This window comes from Streptomyces sp. WG5, from assembly GCF_049974565.1.
Lineage (GTDB): Bacteria > Actinomycetota > Actinomycetes > Streptomycetales > Streptomycetaceae > Streptomyces.
Map to the genome: position 1 here is coordinate 1 of NZ_JBNGGC010000027.1, position 23,356 is coordinate 23,356.

The 23,356-nt window shown below is 73.7% G+C and carries 20 protein-coding genes; 18 read left to right on the forward strand and 2 right to left on the reverse strand.

What is annotated here, in order from left to right; all coding sequences use genetic code 11:
- Positions 1 to 193: 193 nt before the first annotated feature.
- The 8 genes from ACP4IX_RS25510 (at position 194) to ACP4IX_RS25545 (ending at position 8,870) form a co-directional block, all read left to right on the forward strand.
- On the forward strand, positions 194 to 1,300 hold the full coding sequence (locus tag ACP4IX_RS25510) for a quinone-dependent dihydroorotate dehydrogenase (protein WP_426556755.1): 1,107 nt from the start codon (positions 194 to 196) through the stop codon (positions 1,298 to 1,300).
- Positions 1,301 to 1,305: 5 nt separating this feature from the next.
- On the forward strand, positions 1,306 to 2,151 hold the full coding sequence (pyrF, locus tag ACP4IX_RS25515; protein ID WP_426556844.1) for an orotidine-5'-phosphate decarboxylase: 846 nt from the start codon (positions 1,306 to 1,308) through the stop codon (positions 2,149 to 2,151).
- Positions 2,152 to 2,374: 223 nt separating this feature from the next.
- Positions 2,375 to 2,698: an integration host factor gene (locus ACP4IX_RS25520; RefSeq protein ID WP_003977346.1), complete on the forward strand. Its 324-nt coding sequence runs from the start codon at positions 2,375 to 2,377 to the stop codon at positions 2,696 to 2,698.
- A gap of 37 nt (positions 2,699 to 2,735) precedes the next feature.
- Positions 2,736 to 3,329 (forward strand): guanylate kinase, encoded by a 594-nt coding sequence (gmk, locus tag ACP4IX_RS25525; RefSeq protein WP_426523139.1) that lies wholly within the window; start codon positions 2,736 to 2,738, stop codon positions 3,327 to 3,329.
- Positions 3,330 to 3,409: 80 nt separating this feature from the next.
- Positions 3,410 to 3,682: a DNA-directed RNA polymerase subunit omega gene (rpoZ, locus tag ACP4IX_RS25530; RefSeq protein ID WP_003977348.1), complete on the forward strand. Its 273-nt coding sequence runs from the start codon at positions 3,410 to 3,412 to the stop codon at positions 3,680 to 3,682.
- Between the two features lie 132 nt (positions 3,683 to 3,814).
- On the forward strand, positions 3,815 to 5,017 hold the full coding sequence (gene coaBC, locus ACP4IX_RS25535) for a bifunctional phosphopantothenoylcysteine decarboxylase/phosphopantothenate--cysteine ligase CoaBC (protein WP_426556757.1): 1,203 nt from the start codon (positions 3,815 to 3,817) through the stop codon (positions 5,015 to 5,017).
- Between the two features lie 240 nt (positions 5,018 to 5,257).
- Positions 5,258 to 6,466, forward strand: coding sequence for a methionine adenosyltransferase (gene metK, locus ACP4IX_RS25540; protein WP_398136641.1), 1,209 nt, complete (start codon positions 5,258 to 5,260; stop codon positions 6,464 to 6,466).
- A gap of 253 nt (positions 6,467 to 6,719) precedes the next feature.
- Positions 6,720 to 8,870: a primosomal protein N' gene (locus ACP4IX_RS25545; protein WP_426556759.1), complete on the forward strand. Its 2,151-nt coding sequence runs from the start codon at positions 6,720 to 6,722 to the stop codon at positions 8,868 to 8,870.
- A gap of 75 nt (positions 8,871 to 8,945) precedes the next feature.
- Here the strand turns inward: ACP4IX_RS25545 and ACP4IX_RS25550 are convergent, their stop codons facing one another.
- The gene (locus ACP4IX_RS25550) at positions 8,946 to 9,500 is read right to left on the reverse strand and encodes a hypothetical protein (protein ID WP_426523136.1); all 555 of its coding nucleotides are present in this window, start codon (positions 9,498 to 9,500) and stop codon (positions 8,946 to 8,948) included.
- 457 nt (positions 9,501 to 9,957) lie between these two features.
- On the opposite strand from ACP4IX_RS25550, the gene fmt reads away from it, so the two are divergent.
- Positions 9,958 to 10,890 carry a methionyl-tRNA formyltransferase gene (gene fmt, locus ACP4IX_RS25555; protein ID WP_426523135.1) on the forward strand — a complete coding sequence of 311 codons (933 nt, stop codon included), beginning with the start codon at positions 9,958 to 9,960 and terminating at the stop codon, positions 10,888 to 10,890.
- 80 nt (positions 10,891 to 10,970) lie between these two features.
- A complete protein-coding gene (locus ACP4IX_RS25560; protein WP_426523134.1) occupies positions 10,971 to 12,398 on the forward strand; it encodes an RsmB/NOP family class I SAM-dependent RNA methyltransferase in 1,428 nt (475 codons plus the stop codon).
- A gap of 31 nt (positions 12,399 to 12,429) precedes the next feature.
- Here ACP4IX_RS25560 and ACP4IX_RS25565 read toward each other — a convergent pair whose 3' ends face one another.
- Positions 12,430 to 12,726: a trypco2 family protein gene (locus ACP4IX_RS25565; RefSeq protein ID WP_426523133.1), complete on the reverse strand. Its 297-nt coding sequence runs from the start codon at positions 12,724 to 12,726 to the stop codon at positions 12,430 to 12,432.
- A gap of 77 nt (positions 12,727 to 12,803) precedes the next feature.
- Between ACP4IX_RS25565 and ACP4IX_RS25570 the strand changes: the two genes are divergently transcribed.
- The 8 genes from ACP4IX_RS25570 to ACP4IX_RS25605 all read left to right on the forward strand — a co-directional run bounded on the left by ACP4IX_RS25570 (position 12,804) and on the right by ACP4IX_RS25605 (position 23,259).
- Complete coding sequence (locus tag ACP4IX_RS25570) at positions 12,804 to 14,489, forward strand: trypsin-like serine peptidase (protein ID WP_426556761.1); 1,686 nt, start codon at positions 12,804 to 12,806, stop codon at positions 14,487 to 14,489.
- Between the two features lie 174 nt (positions 14,490 to 14,663).
- Positions 14,664 to 17,117 carry a tetratricopeptide repeat protein gene (locus ACP4IX_RS25575; protein ID WP_426556763.1) on the forward strand — a complete coding sequence of 818 codons (2,454 nt, stop codon included), beginning with the start codon at positions 14,664 to 14,666 and terminating at the stop codon, positions 17,115 to 17,117.
- Positions 17,118 to 17,168: 51 nt separating this feature from the next.
- Complete coding sequence (locus ACP4IX_RS25580) at positions 17,169 to 18,626, forward strand: VWA domain-containing protein (RefSeq protein WP_426523130.1); 1,458 nt, start codon at positions 17,169 to 17,171, stop codon at positions 18,624 to 18,626.
- Entirely contained in the window at positions 18,623 to 19,561 is a 939-nt protein-coding gene (locus tag ACP4IX_RS25585) for a hypothetical protein (RefSeq protein WP_426556765.1), read from the forward strand. The genes ACP4IX_RS25580 and ACP4IX_RS25585 overlap by 4 nt, the downstream gene beginning before the upstream one ends.
- Positions 19,558 to 20,763 carry an ABC transporter substrate-binding protein gene (locus ACP4IX_RS25590; protein ID WP_426523128.1) on the forward strand — a complete coding sequence of 402 codons (1,206 nt, stop codon included), beginning with the start codon at positions 19,558 to 19,560 and terminating at the stop codon, positions 20,761 to 20,763. Before ACP4IX_RS25585 ends, ACP4IX_RS25590 begins: the two co-directional genes overlap by 4 nt.
- Positions 20,764 to 20,978: 215 nt before the next feature.
- Positions 20,979 to 21,665 (forward strand): ribulose-phosphate 3-epimerase, encoded by a 687-nt coding sequence (gene rpe / locus ACP4IX_RS25595; protein WP_426523127.1) that lies wholly within the window; start codon positions 20,979 to 20,981, stop codon positions 21,663 to 21,665.
- A 76-nt stretch (positions 21,666 to 21,741) separates the two neighbouring features.
- The gene (locus ACP4IX_RS25600; protein ID WP_426523126.1) at positions 21,742 to 22,785 is read left to right on the forward strand and encodes a sugar-binding transcriptional regulator; all 1,044 of its coding nucleotides are present in this window, start codon (positions 21,742 to 21,744) and stop codon (positions 22,783 to 22,785) included.
- Between the two features lie 120 nt (positions 22,786 to 22,905).
- A complete protein-coding gene (locus ACP4IX_RS25605) occupies positions 22,906 to 23,259 on the forward strand; it encodes a barstar family protein (RefSeq protein ID WP_426523125.1) in 354 nt (117 codons plus the stop codon).
- The last annotated feature ends 97 nt before the right edge of the window (positions 23,260 to 23,356 follow it).

Here is a 23,356-nt window from a genome sequence, read left to right on the forward strand (position 1 = left end):
CATCGACGCCCTCACCCACGGCGACGTGGGAGTCCGCTCCCTCCAGGAACACGCCGCATTCCTCACCGCGGCCCGCGACTAGCAGCCCCGAGGGGGACACCGGAAACGGTGTCCCCCTCTTCATGAGCCCATGAGCCCATGAGCCCATGAGCCCTGGGGCCCCAGGGGCTCTACCCAGGCCTTACGAGGACACATGTACAAGATCTTCTTCAAGCTCTTCTTCTCCCGCATGGACCCGGAGCAGGCCCACCACCTGGCCTTCCGCTGGATCCGTGGCGCCGCCCGCGTCCCCGTGCTGCGCACCTTCGTCGCCGCCGCGTTCGCGCCGCGCCACAAGGAGCTGCGCACCGAGGCCCTCGGCCTGCGCATGCACGGGCCTTTCGGGCTCGCCGCAGGCTTCGACAAGAACGCGGTCGCCATCGACGGCATGGCGATGCTCGGCTTCGACCACGTGGAGATCGGCACGGTGACCGGGGAGCCGCAGCCCGGCAACCCCAAGAAGCGGTTGTTCCGGCTCGTGAGCGACCGGGCGCTGATCAACCGCATGGGCTTCAACAACGACGGCTCGCTGGCCGTCGCCGCCCGCCTGGCCTCCCGTACGCCCGTCTTCCGGACCGTCGTCGGCGTGAACATCGGAAAGACGAAGGCCGTGCCGGAGGAGGAGGCCGTCGGTGACTACGTCAAGTCCGCCGAACGGCTGGCCCCGCACGCCGACTACCTCGTCGTCAACGTCTCCTCCCCGAACACGCCCGGGCTGCGCAACCTCCAGGCCACCGAGGCACTGCGTCCGCTCCTGAGCGCCGTCCGTGAGGCCGCCGACCGCGCGGTCACCGCCCGGCGCGTCCCCCTCCTCGTCAAGATCGCACCGGACCTCGCCGACGAGGACGTCGACGCGGTCGCCGACCTGGCCGTCGAACTGGGTCTGGACGGCATCATCGCCACCAACACCACCATCGCGCGCGAGGGACTCGGCCTGACGTCCTCGCCCGCCCTCGTGCAGGAGACCGGCGGTCTGTCCGGCGCGCCCCTCAAGGCGCGCTCCCTGGAGGTGCTGCGCCGCCTCTACGCGCGCGTCGGCGACCGGATCACCCTGGTGGGCGTCGGCGGCGTCGAGACCGCCGAGGACGCCTGGCAGCGCATTCTGGCCGGGGCCACGCTGGTCCAGGGCTACAGCGCGTTCATCTACGAAGGCCCGTTCCACGCTCGCGACCTCCACAAGGGGCTCGCCGCACGCCTGCGGCAGAGCCCGTACGCCACCCTCGCCGACGCCGTCGGCGCCGATGTGAGGAAGCCCCGATGAGCGGCATGACGGTACTCGAGCCCTTCGGCGCCCGGCTGCGCCGCGCGATGGACGAGCGTGGCCCGCTGTGCGTCGGCATCGACCCGCACGCCTCCCTGCTCGCCGAGTGGGGCCTGAACGACGACGTGGCCGGACTGGAGCGGTTCAGCCGCACCGTCGTGGAGGCGGTGGCCGACCGGGTGGCCGTGCTCAAGCCGCAGAGCGCCTTCTTCGAGCGCTTCGGGTCGCGCGGCGTCGCCGTCCTGGAGACGTCGGTCGAACAGGCGCGGGCGGCCGGCGCGCTGGTCGTCATGGACGCCAAGCGCGGCGACATCGGCTCGACCATGGCCGCGTACGCCGAGTCGTTCCTGCACCGGGACTCCCCGCTCTTCTCGGACGCGCTGACCGTCTCGCCCTACCTCGGCTACGGGTCCCTCGGACCGGCCGTCGACATGGCGCGCGAGAACGGCGCGGGCCTGTTCGTGCTGGCGCTGACCTCCAACCCGGAGGGCGGCGAGGTCCAGCACGCGGTCCGGGCCGACGGGCGCAGCGTCGGCGCGACGATGCTGGCGCACCTGGCCGCCGAGAACGCGGGGGAGGCGCCCCTCGGCTCCTTCGGCGCGGTCGTCGGCGCCACCCTCGGCGACCTGTCGTCGTACGACCTGGGCATCAACGGCCCGCTCCTGGCGCCGGGCATCGGCGCGCAGGGCGCCACCCCCGCGGATCTGCCGCGGGTCTTCGGCGACACGGTGCGCAACGTCGTTCCCAACGTCAGCCGGGGTGTTCTGCGTCACGGTCCCGACCCGGTCGCGTTGTGGACGGCCGCGGACCGCTTCGCGGAGGAGATCAGGACCGCGCTCGCGGCGACCTGACTCCGGATCCACCCACAAATCCGAGGCAATATGTCCAAAATGCCCGACCTGACAAAGGCTGACCAGGACTTTTCCGCTGTTCTCGCTGACTCTGGCGGACTTGACCGCTAGTCTCCGACAGGAGTCAACGGGCGAGCGTGTTGCTCGTGGCTCCCCAGGTGTGGGGCGACTAGGTTCCTCACCGGTCCGTATCCGACAGTTCGACATCCGAGGTGACGTAGGCGTGGCTCTTCCGCCCCTTACCCCTGAACAGCGCGCAGCCGCGCTCGAAAAGGCCGCCGCGGCTCGCCGGGAGCGGGCCGAGGTCAAGAATCGACTCAAGCACTCCGGCGCCTCCCTCCACGAGGTCATCAAGCAGGGCCAGGAGAACGACGTCATCGGCAAGATGAAGGTCTCCGCCCTCCTCGAGTCCCTGCCGGGCGTGGGCAAGGTCCGCGCCAAGCAGATCATGGAGCGACTGGGCATCTCCGAGAGCCGCCGCGTGCGTGGGCTCGGTTCCAACCAGATCGCCTCCCTGGAGCGCGAGTTCGGCAGCACCGGCAGCTGAGTCCGGAGCACTCCGGGTTTGCTGGAATAATCGCAGCATGGCTGCAACACCCCGGGGGACGTCCCCCGTACCCCCGGACGCACGTCCGCGGCTGACCGTGCTCTCCGGCCCCTCGGGGGTCGGCAAGAGCACGGTCGTCGCCCATATGCGCAAGGAACACCCCGAGGTATGGCTGTCGGTCTCGGCGACGACCCGCCGGCCCCGCCCCGGCGAGCAGCACGGTGTCCACTACTTCTTCGTCACCGACGAGGAGATGGACAAGCTGATCGCCAACGGCGAGTTGCTGGAGTGGGCCGAGTTCGCGGGCAACCGGTACGGCACACCGCGTGCGGCCGTACTGGAGCGCCTGGAGGCCGGTGAGCCGGTGCTCCTGGAGATCGACCTCCAGGGCGCGCGGCAGGTCCGCGACTCCATGCCCGAGGCCCGGCTGGTGTTCCTGGCTCCGCCCTCCTGGGAGGAGCTGGTGCGCAGGCTCACCGGCCGGGGCACCGAACCGCCGGAGGTGATCGAGCGTCGCCTCGCCGCGGCCAAGGTCGAACTGGCGGCCGAGCCGGAGTTCGACCAGACCCTGGTCAACACCTCCGTCGAGGACGTGGCGCGTGAGCTGCTAGCCTTGACGAACGTCGTGTGATCGTCACTGGTCCGCTGATCCCGACCGATCGGCCGACCGGTCACCCGACTGAATCTTTCCCATCCATCGGAAGGTAGAGCGTGTCCTCTTCCATCTCCGCGCCCGAGGGCATCATCAACCCGCCGATCGACGAGCTCCTCGAGGCCACGGACTCGAAGTACAGCCTCGTGATCTACGCGGCCAAGCGGGCCCGCCAGATCAACGCGTACTACTCGCAGCTCGGCGAGGGCCTCCTCGAGTACGTCGGTCCGCTCGTCGACACCCACGTCCACGAGAAGCCGCTCTCGATCGCCCTCCGCGAGATCAACGCGGGACTGCTGACCTCCGAGGCCATCGAAGGTCCGGCGCAGTAGTAGCAGGAGTACCGACCGCATCAGCGGTAGTATTTTCAGCCTAAAGCTGACGTATCCACAGGCCCGGCAGTCCGACTGCCGGGCCTGTGGTGTGTGATGGGGCGTACGCGATATCCGAGTCGGGGAGAGACGGTGGACAAGCCCAAGGTCGTTCTGGGGGTCAGCGGCGGCATCGCCGCCTACAAGGCGTGTGAGCTGCTTCGCAGGTTCACGGAGACGGGGCACGAGGTCCGGGTCGTCCCCACCGCCTCCGCGCTGCACTTCGTCGGGGCCGCCACCTGGTCCGCCCTGTCCGGCAACCCCGTGTCGACCGAGGTGTGGGACGACGTCCACCAGGTCCCGCACGTGCGCATCGGCCAGCACGCCGACCTGGTCGTCGTCGCCCCGGCCACGGCCGACATGCTCGCCAAGGCGGCCCACGGCCTCGCCGACGACCTCCTCACCAACACGCTGCTCACGGCCCGCTGCCCGGTCGTCTTCGCCCCCGCCATGCACACCGAGATGTGGGAGCACCCGGCCACCCAGGAGAACGTGGCGACGCTGCGCCGCCGCGGCGCGGTCGTCATCGAGCCGGCCGTCGGCCGCCTCACCGGCGTCGACACCGGCAAGGGCCGGCTGCCCGATCCGGGTGAGATCTTCGAGGTCTGCCGCCGGGTGCTCGCCCGCGGTATCAGCGAGCCGGACCTCGCCGGACGGCACGTCGTCGTCAGCGCCGGCGGCACCCGGGAGCCCCTGGACCCGGTCCGCTTCCTCGGCAACCGCTCCTCGGGCAAGCAGGGCTACGCCCTCGCCCGCACCGCCGCCGCGCGGGGCGCCCGCGTCACGCTGGTCGCGGCGAACGCGTCGCTGCCGGACCCGGCCGGCGTGGACGTGGTCCCGGTGGGCACGGCCGTGGAGCTGCGCGAGGCGGTGCTGCGCGCCGCGGCGGACGCCGACGCCGTCGTCATGGCCGCTGCGGTCGCGGACTTCCGCCCGGCGGCGTACGCCGCCGGGAAGATCAAGAAGAAGGACGACCAGGAGCCCGCGCCGATCGCCCTGGTGCGCAACCCGGACATCCTCGCGGAGGTCTCCGCCGAGCGGGCCCGCTCCGGCCAGGTGGTCGTCGGCTTCGCCGCGGAGACCGACGACGTCCTCGCCAACGGCCGGGCCAAGCTGAAGCGCAAGGGCTGCGACCTCCTCGTGGTGAACGAGGTGGGGGAGCGCAAGACCTTCGGCTCCGAGGAGAACGAGGCCGTGATCCTCGGCGCCGACGGCAGCGAGACCCCGGTCGCGCACGGCCCGAAGGAAGCACTGGCCGAGACCGTGTGGGACCTCGTGGCGGAACGGCTCGGCTGAATGACTCACCCACTCCGCCCGTACCGTGAAGCCCGCGCATTCGAGCGTGGCGGCCCTGGCCAAGGGCGCTGCGTTCCGGGCAGAATGCCCGTGCCGCAGGTCACAGCCCTTCCGAGAGGCGAGACGGGTGGGCCCGTGGCGGAGCGCGACCGATAAACTGTTCTCGGACGTCGCCGGGTGCAGCTCCCCGTGCCGTCCACCAATGATCAGCCAGCAGCCGCTGCAACCCCAGGGAGCGTTGTGTCCCGTCGCCTGTTCACCTCGGAGTCTGTGACCGAGGGCCACCCCGACAAGATCGCTGACCAGATCAGCGACACCATTCTCGACGCGCTTCTGCGGGAGGACCCGACGTCCCGGGTCGCCGTCGAAACCCTCATCACCACCGGCCTGGTGCACGTGGCCGGTGAGGTCACGACCAAGGCCTACGCGGACATCGCCACGCTGGTCCGCGGCAAGATCCTGGAGATCGGCTACGACTCCTCGAAGAAGGGCTTCGACGGCGCCTCCTGCGGTGTCTCGGTCTCGATCGGCGCGCAGTCCCCGGACATCGCGCAGGGCGTCGACACGGCCTACGAGAACCGGGTCGAGGGCGATGAGGACGAGCTGGACCGGCAGGGCGCCGGTGACCAGGGCCTGATGTTCGGCTACGCGTCCGACGAGACGCCGACCCTGATGCCGCTGCCGGTCTTCCTGGCGCACCGCCTGTCCAAGCGCCTGTCCGAGGTCCGCAAGAACGGCACGATCCCCTACCTGCGCCCGGACGGCAAGACGCAGGTCACCATCGAGTACGACGGCGACAAGGCCGTCCGCCTCGACACGGTCGTCGTCTCCTCCCAGCACGCGAGCGACATCGACCTCGAGTCCCTGCTGGCGCCCGACATCAAGGAATTCGTCGTCGAGCCGGAGCTGAAGGCCCTGCTCGAGGACGGCATCAAGCTCGACACGGAGAACTACCGCCTCCTGGTCAACCCGACCGGCCGCTTCGAGATCGGCGGTCCGATGGGTGACGCCGGCCTCACCGGCCGCAAGATCATCATCGACACCTACGGCGGCATGGCCCGCCACGGCGGCGGCGCCTTCTCCGGCAAGGACCCGTCCAAGGTCGACCGCTCCGCCGCGTACGCGATGCGCTGGGTCGCCAAGAACGTCGTCGCCGCGGGCCTCGCCGCCCGCTGCGAGGTCCAGGTCGCCTACGCCATCGGCAAGGCCGAGCCGGTCGGTCTCTTCGTGGAGACCTTCGGCACCGCCAAGATCGACGCCGAGAAGATCGAGAAGGCGATCGACGAGGTCTTCGACCTCCGCCCGGCCGCCATCATCCGCGACCTCGACCTGCTCCGCCCGATCTACGCCCAGACCGCGGCGTACGGCCACTTCGGCCGTGAGCTTCCCGACTTCACCTGGGAGCGCACGGACCGCGTGGACGCGCTGCGGCAGGCGGCGGGGCTGTAAGGCACCCCGCCCGACGGCACGCGCGCGGCCCGGCGTCCCCACGGGGGGCGCCGGGCCGCGACGTGTCCGCGGGCGGGCGGGGCCGGTGCCGGGCGCAGCGGTCCGCCCCCGGGCTCCGCCGGCCGATCGGCCCCGGCGGCCGGACAGGACAACCGGAAGAGACTCCAGCGGCACGTCGGCCGGCGGGGGAACCGCGATCACAGGGACCCGCGCACCCCTGTGATTGTCAGTGGTCTTTGGTAGGAATGCAGGCGTGAGCAGCGAGAACGAACCGGCGGGCGGTGGCGCGAAGGACGCGCCGCCCGAGCAGCTCGCGCTCATCCGGGAGAGCGTGCGCAAGGCGAAGGCGCCGCGGGCCAAGCCGCGGACCTGGCGCGGAGCCGCGCTCGCCAAGGAGCTGCCCGTCGCCCGGGTGCTCGTCGACAAGGGTGTACTCCATCTCGACCGGTACTTCGACTACGCCGTGCCCGAGGAGCTCGACGCCGACGCCCAGCCCGGCGTGCGGGTGCGGGTCCGGTTCGGGGCCGGGCGGCACCGGGTGCGGGACGGGCGGCGCGAGGGCGGGGGGCTCATCGACGGGTTCCTCGTCGAGCGGCTCGCCGAGTCCGACTACGCGGGTCCCCTGGCCGCGCTGGCCCAGGTCGTCTCGCCGGAGCGGGTGCTGGACGAGGAGTTGCTGGGACTCGTGCGGGCGGTCGCCGACCGGTACGCGGGCAGCCTGGCCGACGTGCTGCAGCTCGCCGTGCCGCCGCGCAACGCGCGCGCCGAGAAGCGGGCGTCACCGGAGCCGCTGCCGCCGCCGCCCGTGCCCGAGCCGGGATCCTGGATCCGGTACGAGCAGGGGGCCGCGTTCGTGGCGGCTCTGGCCTCGGGGGGAGCGCCGCGCGCGGTGTGGAACGCGTTGCCCGGCCCGCGGTGGAGCGAGGAACTGGCGCGGGCCGTGGCGGCGACGCTGGCCTCCGGCCGGGGCGCGCTGGTCGTCCTGCCGGACGGGCGGGCCGTCGCCCGTGCCGACGCCGCACTGACCGCCCTGCTGGGCGAGGGACGGCACGCGGTGCTCACCGCCGACGCCGGCCCCGAGAAGCGGTACGCGCAGTGGCTCGCGGTGCGCCGAGGGGCCGTACGGGCCGTCGTCGGGACCCGCGCCGCCATGTTCGCGCCGGTGCGGGACCTCGGCCTGGTCGCCCTCTGGGACGACGGCGACGACAGCCACAGCGAGCCGCACGCCCCGCAACCGCACGCGCGCGAGGTGCTGCTGCTGCGTGCCGCCCAGGACAGGTGCGCCTTCCTGCTGGGCGGCTGGAACTGCACCGTGGAGGCCGCCCAGCTCGTGGAGACCGGCTGGGCCCGGCCGCTGGTCGCCCCGCGGGAGCAGGTCCGGGCCGCCGCCCCGCTGGTCCGGACCGTGGGGGACCAGGACCTGGCCCGGGACGAGGCCGCCCGGGCCGCACGGCTGCCGACCCTGGCCTGGCAGGCCGTCAGGGAGGGGCTGCGTCAGGGACCGGTGCTCGTACAGGTGCCCCGGCGGGGTTACGTACCGCGGATGGCGTGCGCCGCGTGCCGGACGCCGGCGCGGTGCCGGCACTGCTCCGGACCACTGGAGGGCCAGGAGTCCGGGTCCGCGCTGCGGTGCGGATGGTGCGGGCGGGAGGAGAGCGGCTGGCACTGTCCGGAGTGCGGGGCCTTCCGGCTGCGCGCCCAGGTCGTGGGGGCGCGGCGCACCGCCGAGGAACTGGGGCGCGCCTTCCCGGCGGTCCCGGTGCGCACGTCCGGGCGCGAGCACGTCCTGGACACCGTGTCCGAGGCCCCCGCGCTGGTCGTGAGCACCCCGGGTGCCGAACCCGTCGCCGAGGGCGGCTACGCGGCGGCCCTGCTGCTGGACGGCTGGGCGATGCTCGGCCGTCCCGACCTGCGCGCCGGCGAGGACGCGCTGCGGCGCTGGCTGGCCGCCGCCGCCCTGGTGCGCCCGCAGAGCGCCGGCGGCACCGTCGTCGCGGTCGCCGAACCGACGCTGCGGCCGGTGCAGGCGCTGGTGCGCTGGGACCCCGTCGGCCACGCGGTGCGGGAGCTGGCCGAGCGGGCCGAGCTGGGCTTCCCGCCGGTGTCGCGGATGGCGGCCGTGGCGGGGCCGGCGGAGGCCGTGGCCGGGTTCCTCCGCGCTGTCGAGCTGCCCCGGGAGGCCGAGGTACTGGGTCCCGTGCCGCTTCCGGTCACGACCGCGGGGCGGCCTCGGCGGGTGGGCGCGCCGCCGCCCGGGGAGCACTGGGAGCGGGCGCTGGTGCGGGTGCCGCCGGGGCGCGGGGCCGCGCTGGCCGGTGCGCTGAAGGCCGCTCAGGCGGCCCGGACGGCGCGGGGGAGTGACGCCGCGGTGTGGGTGCGGATCGATCCGCCCGACATCGGGTGAGGGTGTACGGCCCCAAGGCTCGCTGTCCCTCCCGGTCCGCCGGGGAGGGACAGCGAGCCTCGGGGCCGTCGCGGTTCAGCCGTTGCGCGGGCCGGGGAAGGCCGTCGGCCGGACGTCGTCGCGCAGGGCCGGACTGCCCGCCGTCGGCTGGGTCGGCATGGAACGGGCCGCCGGGACCGTGGGCACGGCGGGCAGGGCGGATCCCACGTTGACCGCGCGGGGGCCCGTCGGCTCCGGAGCGTGCTCGGGGGACTCGGCGGCGGCGGGCGCGACCTGGGCAGTGGCGCGGCGCGAGCCGTAGCGACGGTGCACCGCCTGCTTGGTGACGCCGAGTGCGGAGCCCACCGCGTCCCACGAGAAGCCGAGCGAACGGTCGAAGTCCACGGCGGCCGTGACCAGGGTCTCGACACTGTCCCGCAGCTCCTGGGCGAGACGGACCGTCGGGGCGGGGGCGCGTCCGTAGACGACGAAGCCCGTGGAGGGGCCGGAGCGGCGCGGGCGGTAGACGTTGCCCAGCTGGGCGGTGAGGGTGCGCAGTGCGTCCACCTGCCGGCGGACCCGCTCGATGTCCCGCACCAGCAAGTGCAGGCTGGCCCGAGCCTGGGCGTCGTGGGTTGCGTGGTCGGCCATGAACAAGCCTCTCGAACCGGCGTTGAAAGGAATCGGGCCGCGCGGGCGGCCCGGTGGTCAACTCTTCCTTGACCAACGCGTGGGCGCTCCGCTGGTCACGGGGTGGGGGCGTGGCGGCATATGCGTGCGCCCCTTGGTTTGCTCCTCATGGGCTGCGTGCTGCTGGACTGCGTCCTGCGTCCTGCGTCCTGCGTCCTGCGTCCTCTGGGTCTGCTTGGTCTGTGGCCCTCGGTCTGCGGCCCCTCGGACATGGCCCCCTCGATCTGTGGCCCTCGGCCTGTGGCCTCTTGACCGCCCCTTGGCCTGGTGGCCCCTTGGTCTGCGGCCCCGGGGGTCCCCCGCCCGCGCGGGGCTCTGCTGCGGGGCTGCCGCGCCGGCGGCGGCTTTCCGTCGCGCGCGGGCTCGTAGACTGGTGCGTCGCCCGCATCCGCCCCCGCCCGAGAGGCCCGTCCCACCCATGAAGCTCGTCTTCGCCGGTACCCCCGAGGTCGCCGTTCCCGCCCTGGACGCCCTGATCGCCTCCGGGCGCCACGAGGTGGCCGCCGTCGTCACGCGGCCCGACGCTCCGGCCGGGCGCGGGCGCCGGCTGGTCGCCTCTCCCGTGGCCGAGCGCGCACAGGAGGCCGGGATCGAGGTGCTCAGGCCCGCGAAGCCGCGCGACCCCGAGTTCCTGGAGCGGCTGCGCCAGATCGCACCCGACTGCTGTCCCGTCGTCGCCTACGGGGCCCTGCTGCCCCGTGTCGCCCTGGACGTCCCCGCCCACGGCTGGGTCAACCTGCACTTCTCACTGCTGCCCGCCTGGCGCGGGGCCGCCCCCGTGCAGCACGCGATCATGGCGGGGGACGAGATCACCGGCGCCTCCACCTTCCTCATCGAGGAGGGCCTGGACTCCGGCCCCGTCTACGGGACGGTCACCGAGACCGTCCGGTCCGCCGACACCAGCGGTGACCTGCTGACCCGGCTCGCCCTCGCCGGCGCCGGGCTGCTCGCCGCCACCATGGACGGCATCGAGGACGGCAGTCTCGAGGCCGTACCGCAGCCGGCCGACGGAGTCACCCTCGCCCCGAAGATCACCGTCGAGGACGCCCGGGTCGACTGGGCCGCCCCGGCGCTGCGCGTCGACCGCGTGGTGCGCGGCTGCACCCCGGCCCCGGGCGCCTGGACCACCTTCCGGGGCGAGCGGCTCAAGCTCGTGCAGGCCCGCCCCGTGCCCGACCGGACGGATCTCGCCCCGGGGCAGCTCGCCGCCGGCAAGAACAACGTGTACGTCGGCACCGGCTCGTACGCCGTCGAGCTGCTGTGGGTACAGGCCCAGGGCAAGAAGCCGATGCGGGCCGCGGACTGGGCGCGCGGCGTGCGGATCACCGACGGTGAGCTGCTCGGCGGCTGACCTGCGCCTCCGTGCCACCGTTCACCGGTTCGGCGTACGCTGGTGAGCGCACTTCACCCCACATCCGGAGCACCTTTTTCGTGAGCGATCAGCCTCGTCGTCCCCGCAAACCCGGCAAGCCCTACCGCAGGCCCCAGAAGGACCCCGTCCGCTTCCTCGCCTTCGAGGCGCTCAGGGCCGTGGACGAGCGGGACGCGTACGCCAACCTCGTCCTGCCCCCGCTGCTGCGCAAGGCCCGGGAGAAGGAGGGACCCGAGAAGTTCGACGCCCGGGACGCGGCCCTCGCGACCGAGCTGGTGTACGGGACGCTGCGCCGCCAGGGGACGTACGACGCGATCATCGCCGACTGCGTCGACCGGCCGCTGCGGGAGGTCGACCCGCCGGTGCTGGACGTGCTCAGCCTCGGCGTCCACCAGCTGCTCGGGACCCGGATCCCCACCCACGCCGCCGTCTCCGCATCCGTGGAGCTGGCGCGGGTCGTGCTCGGCGACGGGCGGGCCAAGTTCGTCAACGCCGTGCTGCGCAAGGTCGCGCGGGACGATCTCGACGGGTGGCTGGAGCGGGTCGCCCCGCCCTACGACAAGGACCCCGAGGACCACCTCGCCGTCGTCCACTCGCACCCCCGTTGGGTCGTCTCCGCGCTGTGGGACTCGCTCGGCGGCGGCCGGGCCGGCATCGAGGAACTGCTGGCCGCCGACAACGAGCGGCCCGAGGTCACCCTGGTCGCCCGCCCCGGGCGGGCCACGGCCGGCGAACTGCTGGACGAGGAGGCCGCCGTCCCGGGGCGCTGGTCGCCGTACGCCGTGCGCCTGAGCGAGGGCGGCGAGCCCGGCGCCGTCGAGGCCGTACGCGAGAACCGGGCCGGCGTACAGGACGAGGGCAGCCAGCTCGTCGCGCTCGCCCTCGCCAACGCGCCCCTGGAGGGGCCGGACCGGCGCTGGCTGGACGGGTGCGCCGGGCCGGGCGGCAAGGCCGCGCTCCTCGGCGCGCTGGCCGCCGAGCGGGGGGCCTTCCTGCTCGCCTCCGAGAAGCAGCCGCACCGGGCCGGTCTGGTGGCCAGGGCACTGGAGGGGAACCCGGGGCCGTACCAGGTGATCGCGGCCGACGGAACCCGCCCGGCGTGGCGGCCCGGCAGCTTCGACCGTGTCCTGGTCGACGTGCCGTGCACCGGGCTCGGCGCGCTGCGCCGCCGCCCCGAGGCACGCTGGCGGCGCCGTCCCGAGGACCTCGACGGATTCGCCCCGCTCCAGCGCGGGCTGCTGCGCGGCGCCCTGGAGGCCGTCCGGATCGGCGGCGTCGTCGGCTACGCGACCTGCTCGCCGCATCTCGCCGAGACCCGGGCCGTCGTCGCCGACGTGCTCAAGCAGTTCCCCGGCACCGAGCTCCTCGATGCCCGGCCGCTGCTGCCCGGCGTACCGGACCTGGGCGAGGGCCCCGACGTACAGCTGTGGCCGCACCTGCACGGGACCGACGCCATGTATCTGGCACTCGTCCGCCGGACCGCGTGACGGGCGCCCGTTCCGGCGGATCCGCCGGAACCTAGCCCCGGCTCACCCGCACGCGTTCCCCGCCCGCCAGCTCCGGCGTGAGATCGACCTGGACCTGATGGACGGTCTGGTGGTCGACGCTGCCGCCCAGTTCGGCCGTCACCACGCCGATCCGGACGCCACCGCGGCCGCTGCCGGCGCGGTGGACCTGGACCGTGAAGGTCAGGCTCACGTTCTCCACGGTGAAACCGAGGGCCCGGCCCGCTGCCTCGGCGCGGGCCTCCTCGAGTTCGCCCCGGATCTGACGGATCACCTCGGCCAGCCCCACGAAGTCGGGCTCGTTCGTCAAGTCTCCTCCGCACAAGGCTCGTTCGTCTCCTGCCGCATCAGTATGCGGCAGGAGCACACGTCCGTATAGTTTCGTCCATGGCTGCTGGCGGGGGAGTCCTGGCCGCCTCGCTGACGCGCACGCCGTGCTGGGCGGTGCGCATCCGGGGAGCGGATGGTGAGATCGCGGGGGCCGGCATTCTGCTGAGCCCCGACCAGGTCCTCACCTGCGCGCATGTGGTGGACCGTGCGGCGGCCCGGATCACCGCGGAGTTCGTCGGCGCGCCCGGCCACAGCGTGCCCGCGGTCCCCGCCCGGGTGGACGGTGACGCCTACGTGCCGGAGACGCGGGACGCCGACGGCGACCCCAGCGGGGACGTGGCGCTGCTGCGGCTGGAGCGGCCCCGGCCCGTGGAGGAAACCGTGCGGCTCCACCGGCTGTCCGCAGCCCACCGCGAGGTGCGGATGTACGGCTTCCCGTACGACCACAACGGCGGCATATGGTTCCGGGCCGACGTCGTCGGCGGCTGCGGACGCGACGGACAGCTGCAGCTCAGCCCGGCCGCCCCCGGTGAACTGGCCACCCCCGGATGCAGCGGCGCGGGCGTCGCCGACAGCCTGACCGGCGAGGTCATCGGCATGGTGCTCAGCGGTCAGCGGGACCAGCACGGCAACCGGTTCTCCTTCATCAGCCCCGCCGAGACCATCGCCCGCCATCTGCCCCGGCTCAAGCCGTACATCGTGGGGCCCACCGCCGTCGACGAGAGGCTGCTCCCCTCCGACGACGCAGCCTCGGAGGCCCTGCTCGACGAGCCGTTCGCCCAGCGCCTCGCCGCCTGGCTGCGCGACGACGGCAGCCAGGTGAAGATCAGCGTCGTCCGGCACGACGACGCCGCGCGCGACGCCACGCTGCTTCGCGCCATCACCCTCGCCGACCGGGAGTTACGCACTCCGGTCTCCGTCGACCGGGCCTCCCTCGATCCGCCCGGCACCGTCCCGTCGGCCGGCGGCCACGACCTCGCCGTGCACACGGGCGGGCTGACCGCCGCCGAGATCGCCGAGCGGATCGCCGAACGCATGGGGCTGTGGCAGCACCCGGAGGACCCCCCGCTCGACCGCATCCGCGCCGCGAAGGTCACCCTCAATCTGGTCGTCGTCGGTGTCGACGAGGCGGCCGACCCGCCGGCGCTGCTGGATCTGCTGGACATGCTGCGCGCCGGCGGCAGCCGCCTGCTGCTGGTCTTCCGCGCGGCCGACGACTGCTACCGCCGTGCCCGCGACCAGCTGCTCGTCCGGCCCGCGCGGGAGCGCCGCGCCCGGCTCGTCGAGCGGCTGAGAGAGATCACCGGGCCACTCGCCCGGACGCTGTACGAACGCCGCGCGGCCGTGCTGCCGGAGGGCGTGAGGTCCGTCGACCCGTACCTGGTGGCCGCGCACGCCGCACTGGCCGACCTGCTGCGCGCACAGGACCGAGACCCCGGTCACGGCCCGGACCCGGCCCGGTACGAGCGGCTGGCCGACCGAGTCGCCGACCGGCTGGCGGCGGATGTCGGCCGGCTCGACCGGCTCCGCGACCGGCGCGACGAACTCACCGGCCGCCTGCGCAGCTACCGCGTGCTGCACCAGCGTGCCACGCAGGGCGAGGAGGACCCGGCGGTGGACGCCCTCTACGTCCGGGCCCACGACCTGCTCCGGGCGAGGCCGTGCGACGTGCGCGCGGCGGAAGCGGCGGTGGACGCCTACATCCGCCGCGTCGACGGCCGGGGAGGAGGAGACCCGCGATGACGCCGAGAACGCCTGGACGGTCTCGTGGCCCGACGGGGTGCTTTGTACGGTCTCGTGGCCCGACGGGGCGTTCCGAACGTTTCCACCGCCGGACGGACACCCCCGGCCGAGCCCGCGGCCGGTCGGGGAGTCCCCGGCGACCCCACGGCCCGACCCCGACAGGGAGCTCCCGGTATGAGTGAGACGGCCTGCGTCAGACCCGGCTGCCAGGGCGGCCGCATCATGGTCACCGGTTTCTGCGACACCTGCTCGCGCCGCCCCCTCACCCCCGAGCCCTCCCCCTCCCCGCCCGGCCCTTCCTCGCCCGCTCCCGCCGCCGACTCGGGCACCTCCGGCGTACCGGCGCCGCCTTCGCAGCGGTCCGTCACCCATCCCGCCGGCGAACTGGACCGCGACGGGCTGCTGGTGCTGCCCCACCTGCCCTCGCCGGACCCCTCCGAGTCCGCCGCCACCACCGCCCGTCCCCCCACCGGCGGCCGGCGCTGCGGCGTCGGGAACTGCACCGGCACCATCGGTGTCTCGTACGACGGCGGCCCCGCGCCCGACCACGGGTTCTGCCCGCTGTGCGGCGCGGAGTACTCCTTCCGGCCGAAACTGCGTCCCGGTGACCGGGTCGGCGGCCACTACGAGGTGCTCGGCTACCTCGCGGTCGGCGGCCACGGCTGGGTCTACCTGGCCGAGGACACCCGGGTGCCGGGTCTGCGCGTCGCCCTCAAGGGGCTGATCAACACCGGGGACGCCATGGCCCGGCGGGCGGCCGTCGAGGAGCGTCGCTCACTCACCACACTCCACCACCGGGACATCGTCCGCATCGTCACCCACGTCCAGCACCAAGCGCCCGGCGATGCCGAACCGACCGGGTACATCGTGATGGAGTACGTCGGCGGCCGCTCCCTCGCCTGGATCCGGTTCGCCCCCGAAGAGGAGCTGGCGCGGCTGTTCGGCGACGGCGGCTTCGAGTTCGGCCACGTCATCACGTACGGCTGCAAGATCCTCGGCGCCCTGGAGTACCTGCACGACCAGGGCCTGCTCTACTGCGACATGAAACCCGAGAACGTCATCCACTACGGCCGTGAGATCAAGGTCATCGACCTGGGTGCCATCCGCCGGATCGACGACCGTTCCTCCGGGCTCGTCCACACCCACGGATACTCCCCGCCGAAGAAGGAGCGCGACGAACGCGGGCTCGACGTCGACAGCGACCTCTACACCGTCGGCCGGACCCTGAAGGTGATGGCGGAGCGGGCCGCCCCGCCCGCCGGGCTGGCCGCCCGCTCCTTCGAGGCGCTGATCCGCCGCGCCACCCACCAGGAGCCCGCAGCCCGGTTCCACTCCGCGGCGGAGATGTCACGTCAGCTGTGGGAGGTGCTGCGCGAGCACCAGGCGCTCGGCGGACACGAGCCGTACCCGGAGCGCTCGACCCGGTTCGAGCCGACCGCGGCGGTCTTCGGTGCCGCCCTCGGCACGGTCCCCGCGCTGGACAGGTGGACGCACCGCTTCGGCACCGAGGCACCGGAGTTGCCGGCCGGCGCCCCGGACCCCCGGGCGGCGGCCCGCGCGCTGCCGGTCCCCCTGCCCGAAGCCTCCGACGAGGCGGCCGTACTGCTCGGCGGACTCGCCGCCGACACCCCCGACCGCATCGCGGCCCGAGCGGAGGGCGACCCGGCGCTGCGCACCGTGGAGACCGCGCTGTGGTTGTGCCGTGCCTACCTGGACGCCGGGGACGCCGCGCGGGCCGAGGCGTGGGTGGCCCGGGCCAAGGGGTGGAGCGGCGACTACGACTGGCGGATCTTCTGGCACCAGGGCCTGGTCCGTCTCGTGCGCGGTGCGGTGGACGAGGCGGAGGACGAGTTCTCCGCCGCCTACGCCGCGCTGCCCGGCGAGGCGGCACCGAAGCTGGCGCTCGGGTACTGCGCCGAGTTCCTGGCCGAGCGGCTGCGCGAGTCCGGCGTACGCGAGACCGAGGTACATGAGCCCGCCGTCGTACGGCGGACCGGTCTGCGCGAGGCCGGTCCGGCGCCGGCGCGGATCCGGCGCGCCGGGCAGCAGCAGGCGGAGCGGGCGCAGGCGCGCGAGCTGCAGGCCGAGGAGTACTACGAGGCCGTACGGCGCCGCGACCCCACGCAGGGCAGCGCCGCCTTCGGGCTGGCCCGCATCCGGCTGCGCCGCGGCGGTCGCCGCGAGGCCGTCGCCGTACTGGACGAGGTGCCGACCACTTCCCGGCACTACGACGCCGCGCGCGTCGCCGCGGTGCGGGTGCTGGCCGGCCGGCTGCCCGGCCGGCCCGCGCCGCTCGCCGCCGACCTGCACGAGGCCGCCGAACGGCTGGCCGGGCTGCACCTGGACGGCAGCGAGGCCCGGGACCGGCTGGAGACCGAACTGCGGGAGCACGCGCTCGCCTGCCGCCCGCCCGGCGGCTGGGGGAGCGGCTTCCCCGCCGGTGAACTGTTCGGCCCGCAGGACACCGAGGCGGCACTGCGCAGGCTGCTGTCCGGGTCGCTGAAGCGGCTCGCCGACCAGGCGGGCAGCCCCGGCGAGCGCGGCGACCTGCTGGACCGGGCGTACGCGGTGCTGCCGGAGCCGGCAGGTCTCGGGGAGTTGCTGCGGGGGTGGCGGCGTACGGGGTGAGCACGCGGCGGTGCGGGGAAACGACGACGAGACCGAGGGGGCACGGACAGCGTGGAGACAGGAGAACCCCGGACGGGCGAGGCGGCCGGCCGGGTCACCGTCGGGCTGGAGATCAGCCAGGAGAAGTACCTGTCCAGCGAGGCCGGCGACCCGCAGATGCACGCCATCCTCAGCGTGCGGGTGGACGGCACCGGGCGCGGCGGCCGCCCGCGCGGCCCGGTCCTGGCGCAGGTCCTCGCCGTGGACTGCTCCAGCTCGATGACCTGGCCGGTGGAGAAGCTGCACGCCGCCCAGCAGGCAGCGGTCGCGGCGATCCGCAAACTGCCGGACGGCACACCGTTCGCGGTGGTCCGCGGCAGCGAGCGGGCGGCCATGGCGTACCCGGACACCCCGCGCATGGCCCGGGCCTCGGCCCGCACCCGGGCGCGGGCCGAGCGGGCCGTGCACGGGCTGGTCGCGGGCGGCGGCACCTGCATCGGCGCCTGGCTGGACCTGAGCCGCCGGCTGCTGACGGAACAGGACGCGCCCATCGGGCACGTCCTGCTGCTCACCGACGGCAAGAACCAGCACGACGAGGAGATGCCGCTCGCACAGGTACTGGAGCAGTGCGCGGGCCGGTTCGTCTGCGACGCCTGGGGCATCGGTGACGGCTGGGACGGCCGGGAACTGCTGCGCATCACCCGCCGGCTGCACGGCAGCGCCTCCTCGGTGCGTGAGGAGGCGGCCCTGCCCGCGGAGTACGAGCAGCTGATGAGCCGGCTCCTCACCAAGACCGTTCCCGAACTGGCGATCTCGGTGACCGCGGTGTCCGGGGGCGCGGTGCGCTATCTCAAGCAGGTCTTCCCCACCGAGGCGGAGCTGACCGCGCAGGAGGGCACCGGCCGCTTCGTCACCCGGGCCTGGGGCGACGAGACCCGCCGCTACCAGCTGTGCCTGTCCGCCGACCCGTCCGGCCGCCCGCACCGTGAGGACCTCCAGCTCGCCGTGGTCGCCGTCGACGTACCGGGCGGCGAGGTGCGGCTGCCGCCGCCACAGCCCTGCCTGGTGCACTGGACCGACAACCCGGCCCTGTCCCGGTACACCGACGCCCAGGTCGACCACTTCGAGCGGCACCAGCGGCTCGGCGAGGCCGTCGCCGCCGCCACCGACGCCCACCGGCGCGGACAGCGCGACCTGGCCGAGCAGCAGCTCGGCCGGGCCGCGCAACTCGCCCACGAGATGGGCGCCGACGAGCAGCTCGCCCGACTGGGCCGGCTGGTGAACATCGACGACGCGCAGGCGGGCCGGGTCACCCTGCGCCCCGACGTCGCGGCCGTCGACTTCGAGCATCTGATCACCGCGAGCAGTCACAGCACCTACGGCCCCGCGTCAGGCCCCGCGTCCGGCAGCGCGGCGGGCGCCGCGCCGGGCGGCGGGGCCACCGTGTCCTGCCCGGCCTGCTCGCGCAAGGCGCCGGCGGCCGCCCGGTTCTGCCCCAGCTGCCGCCACCGCTTCGAGGAGCGGCGGTGAGCACCACCGGCCGGGACCTGACCCGGAGACTCAGGCTGCTGCTGGTCCTCCAGGCCGTCACCACCCTCGTGCTGTTCTTCGCCTACCGGGGCGTGCACGACGACACCGTGCCGCTGTCCACCGCGAGCACGCCCGGCATCCTGGCCGTCGACACCGCGCAGAGCGCGATGCGCGAGGCTCACCAGGTGGTCCGTGACAGCGGCCTCGAGGGAGACATCAGCGGCGAGTTCCACACCCAGATCTCGGTCGCCCAGCAGAGCCTCGCCCTGGCCGCGTCCGAGGACGTCACCGGCCTGACGGGGCGGCACGACCTCCAGACCGTCACCGGGCTGATAGCCGTCTACTCGGCCTGGGTGGAGCGCCGGGGCCGCGAACCGGACGACTCACCGCTGCACGCCGCCTACCTCCACTACGCCGAGAAGGTCCTCGGCCACCAGGCAGAACCGGGAACCGACGGCGACATCATGAGCCGCCTCGACGCCCTGCGGGCCGAACAACTGGAGGAAGCCGGGCGGCAGGCCGCCTTCCCCTGGCAGCTGTGGCTGGGCTGGGGCACGGTCGCGGTGCTGTACGCGGTGCTGGCCGGTGCGCTGCTGGAGACCCAGCGGTTCGTACGGCGCCGCTTCCGGCGGCCCGTGCAGCTGCGGCTGCTGGCCGCCACCGCGGTGGGCGCGCTCGGCGTGCCGGTGCTGGCCTGGCACACGGTTTCGGCCCACCGCGCGATGACCGGCTCCCTCGCCGAGGTACGGGTGCCGCGCGCCGACCCGGACACCATCCCCGACGTGGCCGACGAGGTGCAGGGCGCGCTCGCGGACGCCGGGTTCTGGGCCTCGCTGTCCGACTGGATACTGCTGGGAGGAGCCGTGGTGGTGGCGCTGACGGTGTGGGGACTGTGGCCGCGTATCGCCGAGTACCGGTTCCGGGGGCAGCGATGACCCGCCCCGGGGCCCGGACGCTCGGCATCCTCTGCGCCTGTCTGGTCCTGTTCGGTGCCGGAGTGTTCGCCGGGGTGCGCTGGGCGCGCGACTGGCAGGGCTCCGTCACCCTGCTCGCCAACTGGAGCGGTGAGGAGCGTGAGCAGTTCGAGGAGCAGGTCATCGAGCCGTTCGAGGAGGAGTACCGGATCGACGTCGTCTACCAGGGCAGCTCCGCGCTCAGCCAGGTGCTGGCCGCCGACATAGCGGCCGGCAACCCGCCCGACGTGGCGGTGCTGCCCGGGCCCGGCGAACTGCTCGCCTACGCCGTCGACGACCGGCTCCACCCGCTGGACGGGCTGTTCGACCCCGGGCACTACGACCGGTTCTGGGCCCCCGAGGTCACCGTGCCGGGGCAGGCCCCCCACACGTACTGGCTGCCCGTGAAGACCGGCCTGAAGAGCATGGTGTGGTACACGGGGCAACGGCCCACCGTGCAGTCGGCGGCGTCTCCCGGCCGCTGGTGCCTCGGCATGGAGTCCGGCGCGACCTCCGGCTGGCCCGGCACCGACTGGGTGGAGGACATCCTGCTCCAGCAGGCCGGACCGCGGGTGTACGAGGAGTGGGCCAACGGCAGGCTGCCGTGGACCGACGACGCCGTGCGCAAGGCCTGGACGACCTGGGCCGACATGGTGGGCGCGGGCTCCGGCGAGCGTGTGGAGCAGGCGCTGACCACCGGGTTCGGCGCCGACTGCGCGCCGGGCCGCCTGGAGCACCAGGGATCGTTCCGGGCCGGGCACTGGCGGCAGGCGGGCGGCGACCACGTCCACTTCTCCGAGGTCGTGCCCGGGGCCGGGCCGGACGCCGGCGCCTGGGAGGTCTCCGGTGACCTCGCGGCCGTCCTGAACCCCACCCCGGAGGCCGAGCGGCTGATCCGCTACCTGGCCGACCCCGGCACCGTTCTGCCGGAGTACACGGCGAACAGGGCCGCGAAGACGGACGGTGAGCAGGACCCGACCGAGCGTGCGATCGGGGCCGTCCTGCGCGAGCCCGGCCGGGCCCGCTGCTGGGACGCCTCCGACGCGATGCCGCGTACCACCCGGGACGCCTTCCACCAGGCGGTGCTGCGTCACTTCGCGGCTCCTGAGGAGCTCGACGAGCGACTGGCGGAACTGGAACGCCTCCGCGAGGAACAGGACCTACCGGTGTGCGGCACCGACTGAACCGGTTGGGGCACCCGCTGCCCACGTCCGCCGGACGCGCCCCGGAGGTGCGCCGGGCGGTGCCGTGCCGCGGGGTGGTGCCACGCCGCGGGGCCGGTGACCTACGCGGCTCCGCCGGGGCGCGGGCACCCCACGACCGGCCCGCGGTCGACGAACGACCCCGACCATCCGGGACCCCTGCCGCCCCGCCCCGCGGGGCATGGCAGTCTTGGGGCATGGCCGCGCAGATCAACCCCAGCATCCTGTCCGCCGACTTCGCCCGCCTCGCGGACGAGGCCAAGGCGGTCGAGGGAGCCGACTGGCTCCACGTCGACGTCATGGACAACCACTTCGTCCCGAACCTCACGCTCGGCGTGCCGGTCGTGGAGTCCCTGGCCCGGGCGACGGACACCCCGCTGGACTGCCACCTGATGATCGAGGCCCCCGACCGCTGGGCGCCCCAGTACGTGGAGGCGGGCGCCGGTTCCGTCACCTTCCACGTCGAGGCGGCCGCCGCGCCGGTGCGGCTCGCACGGGAGATCCGGGCCAAGGGGGCCCGCGCGTCCATGGCGCTGCGGCCCGCGACGCCCATCGAGCCGTACGAGGATCTCCTCCCCGAACTCGACATGCTGCTGATCATGACGGTTGAACCGGGCTTCGGCGGGCAGGCGTTCCTCGACATCATGCTGCCGAAGATCCGGCGCACCCGTGAGCTGATCAAGAAGCACGGTCTGGAGCTGTGGCTCCAGGTCGACGGCGGGGTGTCGGCGTCGACGATCGAGCAGTGCGCCGACGCCGGCGCGGACGTCTTCGTCGCGGGTTCCGCCGTGTACGGGGCGTCCGACCCGGCCGAGGCGGTACGTGCACTGCGCACGCAGGCCGAGGCGGCGACCGCCAAGGCGTCCTGGGTGTGTGCCCACTGAGGAACAGAACGTGAACGGCTCCCATCAGGGCTGATCAAGTCCGCCGAATCTGCAAGGATGACGGCGAATCCAGAGTGTGAACAGCAGTGAGGAGATCGCCGTGTCGGGTATGTCGGCGGGCCGCTCAGCCATGCGGATGGGACCCGCTGAGCTGGTCCAGGCGGCGGCCATGGCCCGCCGCTTCTACCTCGAGGGCAAGTCCAAGATCCAGATCGCCGAGGAGTTCGGCGTCAGCCGCTTCAAGGTGGCCCGGGTCCTTGAGACAGCCCTCGAGCGAGACCTTGTACGAATCGAGATCCGGGTGCCGGCCGAGCTGGACGCCGAGCGCTCGGACGCCCTGCGGGCCCGCTACGGCCTCAGGCACGCCGTCGTGGTGGAGTCCCCGGCCGACGCCGAGGAGACGCCCGACCCGGAGAACCTGGGAGAGGTGGCCGCCGACCTGCTCGGCGAGCTGGTCGACGAGGGTGACGTGCTGGGGCTGGCCTGGGGCCGGTCCACCATCCACATGGCGGCGGCGCTCGACCGGCTGCCGCCGTGCACGGTGGTGCAGCTGACGGGCGTGTACGACGCCGGGACCGCCGAGCGCGGCTCGGTGGAGGCCGTGCGCCGCGCCGCCCAGGTGTCGGGCGGCGACGCCCACCCCATCTACGCGCCGATGCTGCTGCCGGACGCGGCCACCGCGCAGGCGCTGCGCCACCAGACCGGGATCGCCCGGGCCTTCGAGTACTTCGACAAGGTCACGGTCGCCTGCGTCTCCATCGGCTCCTGGGAGCCGGGCATCTCGACGGTGCACGACATGCTCAGCGACGAGGAGCGCGCGCACTACGCCTCGCTCGGCGTCGCCGCCGAGATGTCCGCGCACCTCTTCGACGCCGAGGGGCGCCGGGTCGGGCGGGACCTGGGGGAGCGGTGCATCACGGTCAAGGCCGACCAGCTCCGCCGTATCCCCGAGGTCGTGGCGATCGCGGGCGGGCAGCGCAAGGCGGCGGCCATCGACGCGGTGCTGCGCTCCGGGCTGGTCACCAGCCTGGTGACGGACACGTCGGCCGCGGACTACCTGATGACGGTCGGCTCGGCACCGAAGTCGACGCTCAACCGGACCGATCCGGACGGCATCTGACGGCGGATCGGGCAACCGGATCGGGCAACCGGATCGGGCAACCGGATCGGGCCATCGGGGGCGCGAGGGGGAACCGCCGGGGCACTGTCGGGGGGCAGGAGAGGAAGAGAAGAGGGCGACATGACCGAGGACCCCGCAGGGCGGCTCGTGATCACGCTGGACCTCGACGGGGTCACGGACAAGGCGGGCCTGATGGACCGCTGCGCCCGTGACCTGGCGCTGCCCGACTGGTTCGGCCGCAACTGGGACGCGCTCGCCGACTCCCTCGCCGACCCCTCCGTCTGGCCCGAGGGCGCGGCGGACCAGGGGCTGCTGCTCGTCGTGCGGGGATGGGGCGCGTACGCGCGGGAGCGGCCGGAGGAGTGGGCCGTCGCCGAGGAGGTCTTCGCCGAGGCGACGGACCGCGGTCCGGGGCTCTTCGTGACCCTCGGCCCTGGAGGATCCTCCAAGCAGGGCGCCGACCGGCCTGGATGATCTGCCCGGGGCCTACCGGCCATCGGTCATGGGAGAATGAAGTACGTGCTCTTTCCCCCTGGCTGACCTGTCCGGGGGCCACCTCTGATCGACTGGG